This window comes from Aeromonas sp. SrichE-2G, assembly GCF_017939565.1.
In the GTDB taxonomy this organism is placed as follows: domain Bacteria; phylum Pseudomonadota; class Gammaproteobacteria; order Enterobacterales; family Aeromonadaceae; genus Aeromonas; species Aeromonas taiwanensis.
On sequence record NZ_JAGKRG010000004.1, the window covers coordinates 1,227,333 to 1,244,954 of the forward strand.

Below are 17,622 nucleotides of genomic sequence, written 5' to 3' on the forward strand. Positions count from 1 at the left end.
TGAAGACCAGGCTCACCCCCCGATCCCGCAGGCTCTTCATCAGGGCGAACAGCATCTGGACCTCGCTGGTGTCGAGGCTGGCGGTGGGCTCGTCCAGGATCAGGATCTTGGCGGACAGGGAGACCGCCCGGGCGATGGCCACGATCTGCTGCATGGCGACCGAGTAGTGACCCAGGGGCAGGGTGACGTCCATCTCGAAGCCATGGCTGGCCATGATGGCGCTGGCCTGCCGGGTCATGGCGACCCGGTCGATGAAGCCGAAACGGCGGGGCTCGTGGCCGATGAAGAGGTTGTCCGCCACCGACATGTTGGGCAGAAGGTTGACCTCCTGGTAGACGGTGCCTATTCCCAGGCGCTGGGCGTGGGCGGTGTCCGTCGGGGAGATGGGGACGCCATCGAGCTCGATGCGGCCCGCATCACGCTGATAGACGCCGGTGAGGGTCTTGACCAGGGTGGACTTGCCGGCCCCGTTCTCGCCGAGCAGCGCCATGATCTCCCCCCGTCGCAGGGAAAAATCCACCTGATGCAGGGCCCGTACCCCGGGAAAGGCCTTGCAGATCCCCCGGGCGTGCAGCAGGACATCGCGATTGTTTTCTGACATGGAAATGGCTCTCCGATATAACACGCCATATAAGCACTCGGGCATATATGGCGTGTTACTTGACAGGCTGTTTCAGAGGGTGGCCGGTATTAATAGCCCATGTCTTTTTTCAGTTCGAGCTGGGCCTGGGCACTCTCCGGCTCAAACAATTTGGACTCTGTCTTGATCTGTTTGGGAGGCAGGGTGCCATCTTTTTTATAGGCCAGCAGGGTGTCAAAGGCGGGGCCCGCCATATTCGGTGTGAGTTCCACCGAGGCGTTGGCTTCACCTGCGATCATCGCCTTGAATATATCCGGCACGCCGTCGATGGAGATGATCTTGATATCCTTGCCCGGTTTGAGCCCGGCTTCCTTGATGGCCTGAATGGCCCCGATGGCCATGTCATCGTTATGGGCGTAGACGGCGCAAATATTCTTGCCGCCGTTTTCCGCCTTGATGAAGCTCTCCATCACTTCCTTGCCCTTGCTGCGGGTGAAGTCGCCGGACTGGGTGCGGATGATCTTGATGGTGGGCACGGCCGCGACGGTATCGAGGAAGCCCTTCTTGCGGTCCAGCGCCACGCTGGCCCCGACGGTGCCTTGCAATTCAACGACGTTGCAGGGCTTGCCATCCTGCTGCTTGATGAGCCAGTTGGCCGCCACCGCCCCTTCGTGGACGCTGTCTGCGGCGACGCCCGTCATGAAGAGGGAGTCGTCCTTGACCGTGATATTGCGATCCAGCAGGAACACGGGGATCTCGGCCTCTTTTGCTTCCTGCAATACCGGGTCCCAGCCTGTCTGCACCACGGGGGCAATAAAGATGGCGTCCACGCCCTGGGCAATAAAGGAGCGAATGGCCTTGATCTGGTTCTCCTGTTTCTGCTGGGCATCGGCAATCTTCAGGGTAATGCCGCGTTTCTGTGCCTCGCTCTTGGCCACCGAGGTTTCTGCCGCCCGCCAGCCGGACTCAGACCCTATTTGGGAGAACCCCACCGTCATGTCCGCAGAATAAGCGGAGGCAGAGAGAATAAGGGTGCTGATAATGCCCGCCAGTTTCACTTTCTTATACATGTGACACTCCTTTGTGATGCATGGTGAAATAAACCGGAACGCGTCAGGTTTTTATTGTTCGGGTCAAGGTTATAGGCTCGCGGATTTAACGACGGGAGGTGGCTCACAGAAAGTTTTCAGCAGCACGATGCTTCATACAAACAGCAGAAGAGTTCATACCTCAGGTGGGGGCTGCATTGATTTATCTGTATATTTATTTTTGTCGGCGACCATTGTGTCCAGAATGCAGCCTGGCTCGCCCGCGTCTTTCACCCCGGCACCGTGTCTGACGCAAGCCTTAGCCCCATCACGGGACAGAGGGACACAGAGGGAGGCCACCCCGCCAGCGGCGAGGCGGGGTCAGGGTTGGGCCCGTCTGCTCTCAGTGCGCACCGCCGCCAGCAGGTAATCCACGAAGGCCCGCACCCGGGCAGAGAGGTGGCGATGCTGGGGATAGAGGGCGTAGAAGGGGCGGGAGCGCCCCGCAAAGGGGGTCATCACCTCGACCAGCTTGCCTTGCAAGAGCGCCTCTTGCGCCACGAAATGGTAGATCTGGAACAGACCGCCGCCCGCCACCGCCCAGCCCAGGCCCGCCAGCACGTCGTCCAGCACCCGCTGCCGGCTGTGCACCTGAAGATCGACGGGGGCTCCCTGCTCGTCCACAAACTGCCAGGGGAAGGGGCGACCCGTACTCGGGGTGATGAACTGGATCAGATCGTGCTGCGACAGCGTCTCCAGGGTGGTCGGCGCGGGGCGACGGGCCGCGTAGGCGGGGGCGCAGAAGACCCCTAGGCTGGCATCCTCCAGCTTGCGGGCGATCACCCGGGAGTCGCGGGGCTCCCCCAGACGAATGGCGAGATCGTAGCCATCCTCCACGAAGTCGATGTTTCTGTTGGAGACGTTGAGCTCCAGCTCGACCTCGGGATAAGCCGCCATGAAACCCGGCAGCAGGGGCACCAGACGGTGGTGGGCATAGACGGTGCCCACGCTGATGCGCAGCACCCCCTTGGGGTGGCGCTGGCGGCCGGTGATGGCCCGCTCGGCCTCGGCGATTTGCTCCAGCGCCTGCTGGCACTGATCCCGATAGAGTTCCCCGTCGTGGGTGAGGCGCACGCTGCGGGTGGTGCGATGGAAGAGTTTGACACCGAGCCTGGCCTCGAGCCGCTGGATGGAGCGGCTCACCGAGGCCGGGGTCACCCCCAGCACCTGAGCCGTGGCGGTAAAGCTGCCAAGTTCGGCCGCCTTGCAAAAGAGCTCTATGGTGCCGAGCTGGACGGGGTCGAAGGCACGGGACATATGTTCATCCATGTAAATAAACAAGTTCAATGGCGTGAGTTTATTTGCCTGTGGGTAATCAGTAAATTCGTCATCCATCGCGGCACCCTTGCCGCACAAACGATCACTGCCATCAGAAGGAAGATCACGATGAAGAACACCCTCAAGGCCTTGCTGGCCTCACTGCTGCTGGCGACCTCCGCTGTGGCCAGCGCCGCTTCGAAAGGCGAGATCCTGGTGCTGCTCTCGAGCGAGACCGAGCTGCCGCTTCAGGGGGGCAAGCACTTTACCTCCGGCTTCTATCTCAATGAGCTGGGTGTCCCTGCCGCCGCCCTGCTGGAGGCCGGCTACACCCTGACCCCGGTGACCCCGAGAGGGAACCGGCCGGAGGCCGACAAGGGCTCCGTCGATCCCCGGTACTTCGGCGGCAACCCGCAGGAGATGGGACGCATCGGCGCCGTGGTGGACGGCCTGCTCACCCCCGGCAAGGTGCTCTCCTTGAAGGAGGTGCTGCAATCCGGTCCCGAGCGCTATGCCGGCCTCTTCATTCCCGGTGGCCACGCCCCCCTCATCGATCTCGCGAAGGATCCCGAGGTGGGCACTTTGCTGCGCCACTTCCATGACAACCGCAAACCCACGGCGGCCATCTGCCACGGCCCCATCGCGCTGCTGGCGGCGCAGGCGGATCCGGCCGGGTTCGAGCAGTCGGTCATCGCAGGCAAGGCGGACGGCGCCAGGGAGTGGATCTATGACGGTTACAGGATGACCATCTTCTCCGATGAGGAAGAGGCGGTGTTCGAAGGCTCGCTCCAGGGCAACAAGCTGCGCTACTACCCGGCGCAGGCCATGGCACAAGCCGGTGGCAAGATGCAGTTCGTCGCCCCCTGGCAGCCCGGCGTGGTGATCGATCGCGAGCTCATCACGGGCCAGAATCCCTTCTCCGACCACGCCCTGGCGAGCGCCTTCATCGCGGCGCTGGACAAACAGCGACGGGCAGACTGACGTCATTCAGGGAGTCAGATCCCGACATCCATGTGCAGGCAGCCCCGGGCGGGCTGTCTTTTTCATGCCTCGGCCTGGGCGAGAAACGCCTTCATGGCGGGGGTGACGCTGTGCTTGCGGGTGATGAAGGCGATGGTGCCGGCGCTCGCATCGCTCAAGGGGTGGCAGGGCAGCTGGAACAGCCGCCTGGCGGTGGCGGCGATGCCGGCGCTGACCACGGCGCGGCCGAGCCCGTGGCTCACCCCGTTGACCAGGTGGAACAGGGAGTCGGTCTCCAGCACCACCCGCAGGCTGAGCTGCTGGCGGGCGGCCGCGTCATCGAGGTAGCGGCGAAACTGCATGGTGGTGCTCGGCAGGATCAGGGGGAGATCCTGCAAGTCCGCCAGTTTCAGGGGCTGGTGCTCGCCGAGGTGCGGGGGCAGGGGGCCCAGCAGCGCCATGGGGTTGGGGTGGCGCAGCTGGACGTCGAGGGCCCGGCGCTGGTGCTCGGTGAGCAGCTCGTCAAAGCCGAGGCCGATGTCGATGCGATGCAGATCCAGCTGCTCCATCAGGGTGCCGTGGGTCATCACGCTGAGGTGCAGGCTGACATTGGGGAAGGCGTCGTTGAACCCCTTGAGCAGCGGCATGATGTCGATGCTGGACTGGGGCACCACGCCGATGCGCAGGGCTCCCGAGAGCCCGCCGCTGAACAGGCTCAGCTCCTGGCGCAGGGCGTCCTGCTCCTGCAGCATCCGTTCGGCGTGGCGCAGCACCACTTCCCCCGCCTGGGTGAGCGCCACGAACTGGCTGTTGCGCACCACCAGCTCGGTGCCGAGGGACTTCTCCAGGGCGGTGATGCTGGCCGACAGGGTCGGCTGGGTGATGAAGCAGGCCTTGGCCGCCTTGGCGAAGTGACGGTGCTGGGCCAACTCGTAGAAATAGTGCAGCTGCTTGATGTTCATGTCGGGAGGCCGGAAGGGGCGGTGGCTGACAAAGTTAATCAATCGACATGGGGTTGGCAATAGAACTTCTCTATGGGTGGATAGATTTGTTTCATTGGTTTTGACCCGCCGGCTTATCTAAACTTGAGGCCCGAATACACGTTATAAGCGTCTCGCATGATCCCTATCACTTCACGGTTGCCCAGGCTGGATGAGCTGGTGGAAGAGGTGGCCGTGTCCGTCAACATCAACGGCATCAACCACGCCGTCATGATGGCCACCCCGGACGATCTCGACGATTTTGCCATCGGCTTCCTGTTCGGGGAGGGCATCATCGGGGGCAACCACGATGTGCACGATATCCAGAGCACCCCGTCCGAGCACGGCATCGTGCTCGACATCACCATCGCCAACCGCTGTCTGGCGGCCCTGGGGCAGCGCAAGCGCCGCCTGGCCGGGGCGAGCGGCTGCGGCATCTGCGGGGTGGAGGCCATGGAGCATGCGCTGCCTGTGCTCACCCCCTTGCCAGTGGCCGCGCCCTTTGACACCGGCCGTCTGCGGGACTTGCGCGAGCGCATCGCCCCCTGGCAGTGCAAGGCCCGCCAGAGCGGGGCCCTTCATGCCGCCCTGGCCCTGGACGAGCGGGGCGCCATCCTGGCCTGCCGGGAGGACATCGGGCGGCACAACGCCCTGGACAAGCTCATCGGCATGCAGCTGCGCCAGCCCGTGCGGGCAGCCACCCTGGCCATCACCAGCCGCTGTGGCAGCGAACTCATTCACAAGGCGGTGCAATTTGGCGCCGCTCACCTCATCAGCCTTGCCTCTCCCAGCCAGCTCGCGGTGCGGCTGGCGTTGAAATACAACCTGACCCTCATTCATGTGCCCCGATCCGATGCCCCGGTCTGCTATGCCAGCCCCCGCGCCCAGGATCAGTTCGGAGACTCCCATGTCCAGTCATATTGAGAAACCGGCCAAGGCCGGCGGCTTTTCCTCCCTGCAGTCCACCTTCAAGCAGGTGCTGCGCAGCCAGAAGACCCGGCAGAACATCAAGAACCTGCTGCGGGTCAACCAGACCGACGGCTTCGACTGCCCGGGCTGCGCCTGGGGTGACAACAAGCAGGGGGCCTTCCAGTTCTGCGAGAACGGCGCCAAGGCGGTGGCCTGGGAGTCCACCGGCAAGACGGTGGGGGCCGACTTCTTCGCCGAACATTCGGTGCGCCGCCTCGCCACCCAGAGCGACTACTGGCTCGAATACCAGGGGCGACTGACCGAGCCCCTGCGCTACAACCCGGCCACCGATCACTACGAGCCGGTGAGCTGGGATCAGGCGTTTGCCATCATCGCCGACAAGCTCAAGAGCCTGGCCAGCCCCGACGAGGTGGAGTTCTACACCTCGGGACGCGCGAGCAACGAGGCTTCTTACCTCTATCAGCTGTTCGGCCGCCTCTTTGGCACCAACAACTTCCCGGACTGCTCCAACATGTGTCACGAGGCGAGCGGCGTGGGACTCATCCAGTCCGTCGGGGTGGGCAAGGGCACAGTGGTGCTCGATGACTTCGACGCCGCCAAGGCCATCTTCGTGTTCGGCCAGAACCCGGGCACCAACCACCCGCGCATGATGAACGCCCTGCGCAAGGCGGCGCGCCAGGGGTGCCAGATCGTCACCTTCAACAACTTGAAAGAGGTGGCCCTCGAGCGCTTCGCGAGCCCCCAGAGCCCGGCGGAGCTGCTGACCCCGGCGGCCACCACCATCAGCCACCAGTACCTCACGCCCAAGCTCGGCGGCGACATGGCGGCCATTCGCGGCATGGCGAAGTACATCCTGGAGGAGGAGGAGGGGCGCATCGATCTCGCCTTCATCGAGCAGCACACGGCGCACTTTGAGCGCTACCTTGAGCAGGTCAAGGCCACCGAGTGGGCACAGATAGAGGCGCAGTCAGGACTCGGTCGCGAGGAGATCACCCGGGCGGCGCAGATCTTCGGGAGGAGCGAGAGCGTGATCAGTTGCTGGGCCATGGGGATCACCCAGCACAAGCACTCGGTCGACACCATTCGCGAGATCGTCAATTTGCACCTGATGTGCGGCCAGATTGGCAAGCCGGGGGCCGGGCTCTGTCCGGTGCGCGGTCACAGCAACGTGCAGGGCAACCGCACCATGGGGATCAACGAGAAACCCAACGCCGCCTTCCTCGACCGTCTGGAGCGACGCTTCCCGGTGGGGTTCAAGCGCACGCCGGGGCACAACGTCTACGAGGCGCTCAAGGCCCTGCACGGCGGCAGGAGCAAGGTGCTGGTGTGCCTTGGGGGCAACCTGGCGGCCGCGGCGCCGGATACCGAGTTCACCTATGAGGCGATGCGAAGGAGCGAGCTCAATGTGCAGATCAGCACCAAGCTCAACCGCAGCCACCTCATGGTGTCAAAAGATGCCTTGATCCTCCCCTGCCTGGGTCGCACCGAGCTCGATCTGCAGCGCACCGGCGTCCAGAAGATCACGGTGGAGGACACCTTCAGCATGGTCCACGCCTCCACCGGCATGAACGAGCCCGTCTCGCCGCTCTGCCTCTCGGAGATCGACATCGTCGCACGCATGGCCGAGGCGACGCTCGGCAGCGAGCGTGTGGACTGGCTGGCCCTGCGGGATGACTACGGGCTGCTGCGGGATCTCATCGAGGAGACCATCGCGGGCTTTGGCGACTTCAACCGCCGCATCGAGGAGCCCTGCGGCTTCCACCTGGAGAACAGCGCCGCCCTGCTGCGCTGGAACACCGCGAGCGGACGCGCCGAATTCAGGGCGAGCCGCTTGCCGGCCTCCATCCTGCCCGAATGCACCAGCCATGCTGAGCAGATGGTGGGCGAGCCCGTGCTGCTGCTGCAGAGCCTGCGCTCCCACGATCAGTACAACACCACCATCTATGGCATGGACGATCGCTATCGCGGCATCAAGGGGCGGCGCAACGTGGTCTTCATGAACGAGGAGGATGCCCGCATGCTGGGGCTTGCCGAGGAGCAGCGGGTGGACATGGCGGCCATCTGCAACGACGGGCGCGAGCGGGTGGTGCAGGGCTTTAGCGTCATCTTCTACGAGATCCCCAGGGGCAACATCGCGGCCTACTACCCGGAGACCAACCCCCTGGTGGCCATCGAGAGCATCGGGGAGGGGTCTTTCACTCCCACCTCCAAGTCGGTGCCCGTGCTGGTGACCCCCAGCAAGGCACAGGTCGAGAGCCTCGCGGTCACTGTATAATCGTCCAGCTCGCTCCCGGCCTTGTTCAACCCCTGCCATGGCAGGGGTTTTTTATGGCGAGCCCAGAAGCGTCCTGCGCTCAGGACCGACGGGGCGGATCAGGCTGAGGCCACCACCACGCAGTTTCTGCCCCCGTGCTTGGCGTCGTAGAGCGCCTTGTCCGCCTGCTTGAGCACGGCGGCGAGATCCCCTGATTGCGCCCCCCAGTGGGCGACCCCGAGGGAGAGGGTGATGTGGCCTGCCGTCTCCATCTCATGGCTGGCCACCCGGGTGCGCAGCCGCTCGGCGATGGCTGCGGCCTGGCTCAGGGAGACCCCGGGCAGCAGCAGCAGGAACTCCTCGCCGCCGCTTCGGCACAGGGCGGCCCCGGCGCGCTGCTCCTGGCGCATCAGATCCGCCAGGGCAATGATGACGGCATCCCCGACGTCGTGGCCGAAGCGGTCGTTGATGCTCTTGAAGTGGTCGATGTCGAGGGCGATCACGGCCAGGGGCTGGTGTTCGTCCTGGTAGCCATCCAGCATCTGCTGCATCGCCCGGCGGTTGAAGAGGCCGGTCATGGGGTCGGTGTGGCTGGCGGTGTGCAGCTTGTCGATCTTGGTGTTGAGCAATCCCAGCCCCTTGAGGATGGCGTGCTTGAGCTGGGCGGCCTCGAAGTACCAGGCGCGGATACCGGAGATATTGGTGGCGGCCTCCTGCTGATCCATCAGCCTGGCCCGGTTGGCCAGCTGGCGCAGCGGCCTGGCGATGATGGTGGCAGAGAGCCAGATAAAGAAGAGGATGAAGAGGGTCACCGGAACCATCCCCTTCAGGATGTCGATCATCTGCTGATCGAGCCCCGCCAGGGTAGCGCTGCGGGGACGCTGTGCCACCACGCCCCAGCCGGCACCCGTCACCGGAGCGAAGCCCGAGAGCATCTCGTTCCCGTCGGAGTTTCGCACGGCCAATGCCCCTTGCTCGCCCTGCAACACCTCGTCCACCACCCGGTTGGCCCCCACCTTCTGGCCGATGCGCTCGGGATCCGGGTGGTAGATGAGCGTGCGCTGGCGATCCACCACATAGAGATAAGAGCCATCCTGGTAGTAGTGCTGGCCCAGCAGGTGGGAGAGCACGCTGGCGGACTCCAGGTAGATGGTGCCGGCGACATAGCCCAGGTAGCGCCCATCCGCTGCAAAGACGGGGTAGGAGAGGCTGATGAGGTAGTTGCCGGAGAGGGAGACGAGGGGGTCTGAGATGACCGGCTTCTGGTTCTTCAGGGTGCGGCGGGCATTGGGGGAAGTGAGCTTGGCCCCCTTCACATTCAGGGTCTCGGGGGAGACGGCGATGATGGTGGAGTCTGTGTTGACCACGGCCACCGAGTTGAAGGTGTTGGTGCGCCTGCGCAGCTGGGTCACCTCCTGCTCGAGCCCGGCGATGTCATCGGCCTGCAGCAGGGGGGCGAGCTGGCTGGCGCTGTAGGCGAGCTGTCCCTGGGCAGCGCTCAGCATGGCATCGGCGGAGGCGGCCAGCTTGGCGGCATAGACCCGGTTCGCTTCCAGGGTGTTGTCGATCAGCAGTTGCCGCTGAGCCTGGTGGATGGCGTAGAAACTGTTGCCGAAGGTGGCCAGCACGCCGATGACGGCAAGGGAGAGGATGAGGCGATGAAGATCAAACCTCAGCAACCAGTGAGAGTGCATGAACGAAACGGATCCTTGTCGTGGGTGCCTGGCAGGGTGGCACGATTCTAAGGGGGGGGGCCACGCAACGCCACCCTTAATGTGGCACTCAGGTGGCACTCTGCCGTGCGTTTTCGTCACCGGCTGTTGCCAGGCTCTGGTCCCCGAGCTCGGCCACCGTCTGCCAGAAGGGGGCGATGAGGGGGTTGTCATTGCCCGGCGGGCGAATGATCCCGATGATCCAGCTCGCCTCGGGCTCCCTCAGGGGCAGGGTGATCACATCGGGGTGCTCTATGGTGGTGGAGGAGGGGACCAGGGTCCAGGCGATGCCGGCCGCTGCGGTGGCAATGCCGGCTGCGAAGTCGTTCACGTACTGGATATCCTGAAAACGCAGCCCGCTCTGGGCCAGGTAGTGCACGAACTGATCGTGAAAGGAGGGGGCCTTGTCCCGGCGCAGGATGGCCAGCGGCTTGTCCAGCAGATCCGACAACCCCTTCACCCCCTGGTAGGCGGCGGGCAGCACGGCGACGAAATGGGCGCGCACCACAGGCAGGCAGTGCCAGCCCTTGGGGGCGGGCAGGCGGCAGAAGCCGAGATCCAGCCTGCCCTCGGCCAGCGCCAGCAACTGGTGATGGGTGGAGAGATCGTTGAGCTCGATGGCGACGCCGGGGCGGCTGGCCCGAAAGCGGGCGATGGCGGCGGGGACCAGCAGCTTGGTGGCGACGCCAAAGCCGATGCGCAGGGTACCGCCATTGCCCGCCAGCACGTCGCGGGCGCTGCGGGCGAGCTGCTCGCTCTGGGCCACCAGGGTACAGGCCTCCCCGTAGAGGGCGCGTCCCAGGGCGGTGAAGCGGGTGCTGCCGGCATTGCGCTCGAACAGCTCGCCGCCAAGGTCCGCCTCCAGGCGGCGGATCTGCTTGCTCAGGGCCGACTGGGTGACATGCTGGCGTGCTGCCGCCTGGCCAAAGTGCATCACCTCCCCCAGGGTGACGAAGGCCTTCAGATCCCGTAGCTCCATGGCGCCTCCATTGATTCCTGTTTGGAATCTTGAGTGGTCATATTTGTCATTGGACGGAATTTTAGAAGTGTTGGATGCTGATGCCAATTCATTTCGACCCCAAGGGGGGTCGGGTTATCCGGGATGGTTGGTTCCATCCGCGCAGAAGGAGCAACACCAGATGCATCACCACAAGTTCAACGATTTCCCGAACGGTTTCCTCTGGGGGGCCGCCTCCGCTGCCTATCAGGTGGAAGGGGCCTGGGACGAAGGCGGCAAGGGCCCCTCGGTGTGGGACAGTTTCACCAAGCTGCCGGGCAAGACCTTCCAGGGCAGCAACGGGGACGTGGCGGTGGATCACTACCACCGCGTGGAAGAGGACGTGGCCCTGATGGCCGAGATGGGGCTCAAGGCCTACCGCTTCTCGGTGAGCTGGCCGCGCATCTACCCGACCGGCCGGGGCGAAGTGAACGAGGCGGGACTTGCCTTCTACGAGCGGCTCATCGACGCCCTGCTGGCCCACGGCATCGAGCCCGTGCTGACCCTCTACCACTGGGACTTGCCCCAGGCCCTGCAGGACGAGTACGGCGGCTGGGAAGACAGGCGCATCATCGACGACTTCGAGCGCTACTGCGTGACCCTCTACCAGTGCTTCGGCGCCAAGGTGAAGTACTGGGTCTCCCTGAACGAGCAGAACTACAACCTGACCAACGCCTACCAGCTCGGCACCCATCCGCCCGCAGTGCAGGACAGGAAGCGTTTCTTTGCCGCCAACCATATTGCGTTTCTGGCCAATGCCCGTGTCATCAAGGCATTCCGTGAGCATGTGCCAAACGGCCTCATCGGGCCGAGTTTTGCCTACTCCCCCGCCTACCCGGCCTCCTGCGCACCGGAGGACATGCTGGCGTTCGAGAATGCCGAGGAGTTCACCAACTACTGGTGGCTGGATGCCTACTGCTTCGGCCGCTATCCCCAGGCGGCGCTCGCCTACCTGAAGGAGAGCGGCGAGGCCCCCGAGATCCTGCCAGGAGATCTGGCGCTGCTGCGCGAAGGCACGCCCGACTACATCGGGGTCAACTACTACTACACCCTGACCTACACCGACAACCCCCTCGGCGGTCAGACCATGCAGCGCATCAACACCACGGGGCAGAAGGGCACCACGCCGTCCAGCGGCGTGCCGGGTCTCTACCGGACCACCCCGAACCCGCATCTCGAGACCAGCAACTGGGACTGGGCCATCGACCCCACCGGGATGCGCATCGCCCTGCGTCGCCTCTCGTCCCGCTATGCCTTGCCGCTGATGATCACCGAGAACGGCCTCGGCGAGTTCGACAAGCTGGAGGCCGGCGACAAGGTGCAGGATCCCTATCGCATCGACTATCTGCGCAGCCACATCAAGGCGTGCCAGGAGGCGATGCAGGACGGGGTCGAGCTGATTGGATATTGCGCCTGGTCCTTCACCGACATCCTGAGCTGGCTCAACGGCTACCAGAAGCGCTACGGCTTCGTCTATGTGGACAGGGGCGAGCAGGGCGGGTCCCTGCGCCGAGTCAGGAAGGAGAGCTTCCACTGGTACCGCCAGGTGATCGCCTCCGGCGGCAAGGCGCTGTGACTCACGGCGGGAGGGCTGAGCGCCGCCAGTGATCCGCTCCCGGGCTCAAGCCCGCGCTGAATGCCACAAGGCCCCCTCATCCGAGGGGGCCTTGTGCTTTATGGGGAGCCAGGGGATCAGATGAACATGCCCCCGGAGGCCTCGATGCGCTGGGCGGTGATCCAGCGGCTGTCGTCGGAGAGCAGGGCGGCGATGGCGCCCCCGATGTCGTCGGGCTGGCCGACCCTGCCGAGGGCCGTCTGGCTCGCGAGGAAGGCGTTCACCTGCTTGTCATCGCGCACCACACCGCCACCAAAGTCGGTCTCGATGGCGCCGGGGGCCAGCACGTTGACGGCGATGCCCCGGGGGCCCAGCTCCTTGGCGAGGTAGTGGGTCAGCACCTCCACGCCCCCCTTCATGGTGGCGTAGGCGGCGTAGCCCGGCATGGCGAAGCGGGTGAGGCCGGTGGAGAGGTTGAGAATGCGCCCGCCATCCTGGATGAGCGGCAGCAGCGCCTGGGTCAGGAAGAAGGTGCCCTTGAGGTGGATGTTGAGCAGGGTGTCGAACTGCTGCTCCGTGGTCTGCTCGAAGCTGGCGTGAATGCCGATGCCGGCGTTGTTGACCAGGAAGTTGAAGCGGGTGCGCTGCCACTCCCGGGCGAGCAGCTGGGTCACTTCTTCGGCGAAGGCGGCAAAGGTGGCGCTCTCACCCACGTCCAGGGCCAGGGCATGGGCCTTTACGCCGAGGGCGCGGGCACTGGCCACCACCGCCTCGGCCTCCCCGGCCTGGCTGCGGTAGGTGATGATGAGATCGACGCCTTTGGCCGCGAGGGCCAGGGCGCCGTGTTTGCCAAGGCCGCGGCTGGCCCCTGTGATGAGGGCGATGGGTCTGGTCATGGTGTGACTCCTGTCAGGGCAAGGGCTCGGTGTGAGCCGACGGGATCACTGTATTGTTCCTTTCAAACCGGATAAATAGCGTGATAATGAAAGGACTGTTCCACTTGACGAGACAATCATGGATCAACTGGATGCGATGAGGGCGTTCGTGCGGGTCGCCGAGCTGGAGAGCTTTACCCGCTGCGCCGAGCAGACGGGCATCCCCAAGGCGACCCTCTCCGCCGCCATCCGCCGGCTGGAGGAGCGCATGGGGACCCGGCTCTTGCTGCGCACCACCCGGCGGGTGCAACTGACCACGGACGGCCAGCTCTGCTACGCCAGATGCCGGGAGCTGTTGGCGGATATGGAGGAGTTTGACGGACTGTTTCGCCAGGGGGGCCAGATCTCGGGCCAGCTGAGGGTCGACATGCCGAGCCGGATGGCCCGCCACCTGGTCATCCCGGCGCTGCCCGCGTTTCTGGCGCAGCACCCCGGCTTGCAGCTGATGCTGAGCAGCACAGACCGGCGGGTGGATCTGGTGCGGGAGGGGTTTGACTGCGTGGTGCGGGTCGGGGCGCTCGAGTCCTCCAGCCTGGTGGCGCGGCCGCTCGGCCACTATCGCCAGATCAACTGCGCCAGCGCCACCTATCTTGCCCGCCACGGGGTGCCGCAGTGCCTCGCCGATCTGGCTCATCACCGTCTGGTGCACTATGGCTCCGGTTTTGGTGCCGGTCAGGGGCGCGGAGAGCCCGGGTTCGAGTACCGGGACGAAGACGGCAGCCGGGCCCTGCTGCCGATGACGGGGGCCCTGATGGTCAACGACAGCGAGACCTACCTGGCGGCCGCGCTGGCGGGGCTTGGCATCATCCAGATGCCGAGGGTGGGGGTGGAAGGGCTGCTGGCGAGCGGGGAGCTGGTGAGCATCCTGCCCGGCTGGCAGCCGCCACCGCTCCCCATCCACGCCCTCTATGCCCATCGCCGCCAGCTGGCGCCGCGAGTGCAGCTCTTCATCCACTGGTTGGGGGAGTTGATCGGTCGCACCCTGGCAGAGGGATCAGAGGCGGCTGCGCCTTGATCGAAACTCGCGGGGGGAGAGGGCGAACGCCGTCCGAAAGAACCGGGTGAAGCTGCTCTGGCTGGCAAAGCCGAGTCTGTCCCCCACCTCCTGTAGTGGCAGGGCATGATCCTGCAGCAGGCGGCACGCCTCCTCCCGGCGCACCTGCTCCAGCAGGGCGGAGAAGTGGCAGCCCTCCTCCCGCAGATGACGGTTGAGGGTCCAGCGGGTGAGCCGCAGGCTCTCGCAGACAGTGGCGAGCAGGGGCGGCGCGTCCAGACCCTCTTGCCAGAGTCGCTGGCGGATGAGCCCGAGCACGCGATCCCGGTAGCGGGGGCTGGGGCGCAGCTGGATCATCTGGCGGTCGAGCTCCTCCAGCAGCAGGGGCTGCAGGGGGACATTGCAGTTGCCATGGGCGAGATCGAGCAGGGCCGAGGGGAAGCGCAGCTCGAACCCCTGACCCCGCAGCAGGCGATCCCCCAGCCAGGCCGACAGTTGGCGCCACAGGTCGGGTCTGATCAGGGCGGGCAGGACCAGCTGACCCTCGCCCGGGTGGTAGAACTGCAGCAGGGCATAGAGATGGCCCAGGTTCGCCAGGCTGCTCAGTGCCACCACGTCCGGGTGATCGGATTCCGAGTGGTAGCTGAGCCTGGCCTCGTCCCCTTCCTCTCGCAGCGTGATCCTGTCGCACTCGCCGATGAGGGGACGGTAGGTGAGGAAGAAGTGCAGGGCCTGCCGCAGGCTGGCGCCGTTGCAGCAGAGGCTCCCGAGCGGCAGGAAGTGGGTGAAGAGGCCGGTGAGGGTGGGGGGCGTGTCCCACTGGTGGCTGCTCATATGGGGGGCCGCCTGGGCCAGCAGCCGGAAGTGGCGCTGGCTATCGATCCGCCCCTGGGGAAGCAGCAGCTCTTCGCGCGCGATGCCGGCACCCAGCAGGAGATGGTCCGGATCCCGCCCCTTGGCCTGCCAGTGGGTGAGGCAGAGCTGGGCTATCCGGTTGGAGACTGTTTTCACGGCAAAAATCCTTGTCGGCAGTGGCCCTCCATCATCCCCCTGCGGCGGCAAATTGCCGTGAGCCAGCGCTGGCTTCATGTTTCAAAATTGTAACCAAGGGTAACCCTGCAACCCTTTTCACACTTTTCGCATCTGCTCCCAACCGGCAATTTCCTGCACCCTGCGGGCAAGTGAGGGCAGCCGCTTTTGCATAGAGTGGCCTGACCTACACACACAAGGAAGGTCACAATAATGAAACACCATCCGCTCGCCCTGACTCGTCTGGCCCTGAGCATAGGGGCCCTGCTGCTGGCAGGGTGCAACGACAACGACTCCACCCCCAAGCCGACACAACCCACCCTGGGCCATCGCACCGCCGCCCTGATCGAGCAGGACGGCCTGCAGTTCAAGGATCTCGATGGCAACGGCACCCTGACCCCCTACGAGGACTGGCGCCTCGGCGCCGCCGAGCGGGCCCGGGATCTGGTGGGCAGGCTCACCCTGGCCCAGAAGGCGGGGCTGATGATGCACGGTACCCTGGTGCTGGACGCCGAGGGGCGGGTCAACCTCGACGCCATGGACAAGATGCTGCGCAGCGATGGTGTGAATACCTTCATCACCCGCATGGCCGGGGATCCCGCGGCCATCGCCGAGGACAACAACACCCTGCAGGCCCTGCTGGAAGGGGTGGGGCTCGGCATTCCCATGACGGTCAGCACGGATCCCCGCAACCATTTCACCCATGATCCCAAGGCTACCAGCATTGGTGCCGGCGCCTTCTCCCAGTGGCCGGAGACCCTGGGGCTCGCCGCCATCGGCGACGCCGCCCTGGTGCAGCGCTTCGGCGACATTGCCCGCCAGGAGTATCGTGCCGTGGGTATTCACGAGGCGCTCTCGCCCCAGGCGGATCTCGCGACCGAGCCGCGCTGGGGCCGCATCAACGGCACCTTCGGCGAGGACAACCAGCTCGCCAAGTCCCTGGTCAAGGCCTACATCGAGGGATTCCAGCAGGGGAGCGAGGGCATAGGCAAGGAGAGCGTGATCACCGTGGTCAAGCACTTCGCCGGGGCCGGCCCCCAGAAGGATGGGCTGGATGCGCACAATCCCTGGGGCAAGGAGCAGGTCTATCCCGGTGGACAGTTCGCCTATCACCTGGTGCCCTTCGAGGGGGCTTTCGAGGCCAAGGTGGCCGCCGTGATGCCCTATTACGCCCTGCCAGAGGGGCTGACCTACGAAGGGCAGACCATAGAGGAGGTGGGGTTTGGCTTCAACCGCCAGATCCTCACCGACCTGCTGCGGGGCCACTTCGGCTTCTCCGGGGTGGTGCTCAGCGACTGGGGTATCGTCAACGACTGTCCCACCCGTTGTGAGGAAGGGCTCAGCCAGGCGGAGGTGGATGCCGGCGTGAGCCCCTGGACCGTGCCCTTTGGCATGTCCTGGGGAGTGGAGAAGCTCTCCAAGGCCGAGCGCTATGCCAAGGCCATCGACGCCGGGGTGAACCAGTTCGGCGGGGTGGAGGATCCTGCGCCGCTGCTGGCGGCCGTGCAGGCCGGTCTGGTGACGGAGGCGGCGGTCACGTCATCGGCTGAACGCATTCTCGAGCAGAAATTCGAGCTGGGTCTCTTTGAAAACCCCTATGTGGACGTGCAGGCGGCGGTCACCCTGGTGGGCAACGACGCCTTCCAGAAGGAGGCCCAGGCGGCACAATCCGCCGCTCATGTGCTGCTCAAGAACGAGGGGGCATTATTGCCGCTGAAGGCAGATGGCAAGCGGGTCTACCTGTATAACGTCAATGCCGAAGTGGCCAGGGCCAACGGCTACACCGTCGTGACGAGCCTGGCCGAGGCCGATCTCGCCATCGCGCGGGTCAACACCCCGAACGAGCAGGATCCCCGCTTCCCCTTCGGCATGGTCCATTTCGGCCAGCTCGGCTTTGCCAGCCAGGCTGAGGTGGTGCAGGAGACGGCCCACGAGGGGGTCTATCAGGGGGCGGACGACCTGGCCGCCATCCAGGCCATCGAGCAGGCTGGCGTCCCCCTGGTGCTCTCTATCTATCTGGACAGGCCCGCCATCCTGACCGAGGTGGCACCGGCGGCCAAGGTGCTGCTCGCCAACTTCGGCGCCCTGGATCAGGCCCTGTTCGATGTCATGAGCGGCACGCAGAAGGCGCGCGGCAAGCTGCCCTTCGAGCTGCCCTCCAGCTGGCAGGCGGTGCTGAACCAGTCACCGGATGTGGCGAAGGACTCCCTGAACCCCCTCTATCCCTATGGTGCCGGTCTGGCCTATTGAGCAGAGCACATCTGACTATCTCCAAGGCGCCCGAGGGCGCCTTTTTCATGGCATGCGGCGGGGTGCCAATGGCGGGCCGTCCCCCGGCCTTTGCCATATTG

Annotated in this window: 13 protein-coding genes and 1 pseudogene; 6 read left to right on the plus strand and 8 right to left on the minus strand. The window is 65.0% G+C overall.

The window, feature by feature from the left end:
* Positions 1–139: 139 nt before the first annotated feature.
* The 3 genes and pseudogenes from J9885_RS19960 to J9885_RS07515 all read right to left on the minus strand — a co-directional run.
* Positions 140–646 (minus strand): annotated as a pseudogene (locus J9885_RS19960) (ATP-binding cassette domain-containing protein); the annotation flags it as partial.
* A 44-nt stretch (positions 647–690) separates the two neighbouring features.
* Positions 691–1,650 (minus strand): galactofuranose ABC transporter, galactofuranose-binding protein YtfQ, encoded by a 960-nt coding sequence (gene ytfQ / locus J9885_RS07510; RefSeq protein WP_043760823.1) that lies wholly within the window; start codon positions 1,648–1,650, stop codon positions 691–693.
* A 339-nt stretch (positions 1,651–1,989) separates the two neighbouring features.
* A complete protein-coding gene (locus J9885_RS07515) occupies positions 1,990–2,925 on the minus strand; it encodes a LysR family transcriptional regulator (protein WP_210548612.1) in 936 nt (311 codons plus the stop codon).
* A gap of 129 nt (positions 2,926–3,054) precedes the next feature.
* Here J9885_RS07515 and J9885_RS07520 point away from each other — a divergent pair, with 129 nt between their 5' ends.
* Positions 3,055–3,906, plus strand: coding sequence for a type 1 glutamine amidotransferase domain-containing protein (locus tag J9885_RS07520; RefSeq protein WP_210548613.1), 852 nt, complete (start codon positions 3,055–3,057; stop codon positions 3,904–3,906).
* 62 nt (positions 3,907–3,968) lie between these two features.
* Here J9885_RS07520 and J9885_RS07525 read toward each other — a convergent pair whose 3' ends face one another.
* On the minus strand, positions 3,969–4,847 hold the full coding sequence (locus J9885_RS07525; RefSeq protein WP_134695813.1) for a LysR family transcriptional regulator: 879 nt from the start codon (positions 4,845–4,847) through the stop codon (positions 3,969–3,971).
* A gap of 156 nt (positions 4,848–5,003) precedes the next feature.
* On the opposite strand from J9885_RS07525, the gene fdhD reads away from it, so the two are divergent.
* Together fdhD and J9885_RS07535 are read left to right on the plus strand one after the other, a co-directional pair.
* Complete coding sequence (gene fdhD / locus J9885_RS07530; protein WP_210548614.1) at positions 5,004–5,789, plus strand: formate dehydrogenase accessory sulfurtransferase FdhD; 786 nt, start codon at positions 5,004–5,006, stop codon at positions 5,787–5,789.
* Complete coding sequence (locus J9885_RS07535) at positions 5,773–8,070, plus strand: FdhF/YdeP family oxidoreductase (RefSeq protein ID WP_210548615.1); 2,298 nt, start codon at positions 5,773–5,775, stop codon at positions 8,068–8,070. Before fdhD ends, J9885_RS07535 begins: the two co-directional genes overlap by 17 nt.
* A 98-nt stretch (positions 8,071–8,168) precedes the next feature.
* On the opposite strand, the gene J9885_RS07540 is transcribed toward J9885_RS07535, so the two are convergent.
* Positions 8,169–9,743: a sensor domain-containing diguanylate cyclase gene (locus J9885_RS07540; RefSeq protein WP_210548616.1), complete on the minus strand. Its 1,575-nt coding sequence runs from the start codon at positions 9,741–9,743 to the stop codon at positions 8,169–8,171.
* A gap of 88 nt (positions 9,744–9,831) precedes the next feature.
* A complete protein-coding gene (locus J9885_RS07545) occupies positions 9,832–10,740 on the minus strand; it encodes a LysR family transcriptional regulator (RefSeq protein ID WP_210548617.1) in 909 nt (302 codons plus the stop codon).
* A gap of 160 nt (positions 10,741–10,900) precedes the next feature.
* Between J9885_RS07545 and J9885_RS07550 the strand changes: the two genes are divergently transcribed.
* Entirely contained in the window at positions 10,901–12,334 is a 1,434-nt protein-coding gene (locus J9885_RS07550; RefSeq protein ID WP_210548618.1) for a glycoside hydrolase family 1 protein, read from the plus strand.
* A 116-nt stretch (positions 12,335–12,450) separates the two neighbouring features.
* On the opposite strand, the gene J9885_RS07555 is transcribed toward J9885_RS07550, so the two are convergent.
* Positions 12,451–13,209, minus strand: coding sequence for an SDR family oxidoreductase (locus tag J9885_RS07555; RefSeq protein WP_210548619.1), 759 nt, complete (start codon positions 13,207–13,209; stop codon positions 12,451–12,453).
* Positions 13,210–13,327: 118 nt separating this feature from the next.
* Here J9885_RS07555 and J9885_RS07560 point away from each other — a divergent pair, with 118 nt between their 5' ends.
* On the plus strand, positions 13,328–14,263 hold the full coding sequence (locus tag J9885_RS07560; protein ID WP_210548620.1) for a LysR family transcriptional regulator: 936 nt from the start codon (positions 13,328–13,330) through the stop codon (positions 14,261–14,263).
* Here J9885_RS07560 and J9885_RS07565 read toward each other — a convergent pair.
* Complete coding sequence (locus tag J9885_RS07565) at positions 14,243–15,253, minus strand: AraC family transcriptional regulator (RefSeq protein ID WP_210548621.1); 1,011 nt, start codon at positions 15,251–15,253, stop codon at positions 14,243–14,245. The genes J9885_RS07560 and J9885_RS07565 overlap by 21 nt on opposite strands.
* A gap of 231 nt (positions 15,254–15,484) precedes the next feature.
* Between J9885_RS07565 and J9885_RS07570 the strand changes: the two genes are divergently transcribed.
* Positions 15,485–17,521 (plus strand): glycoside hydrolase family 3 N-terminal domain-containing protein, encoded by a 2,037-nt coding sequence (locus tag J9885_RS07570; protein ID WP_210548622.1) that lies wholly within the window; start codon positions 15,485–15,487, stop codon positions 17,519–17,521.
* The last annotated feature ends 101 nt before the right edge of the window (positions 17,522–17,622 follow it).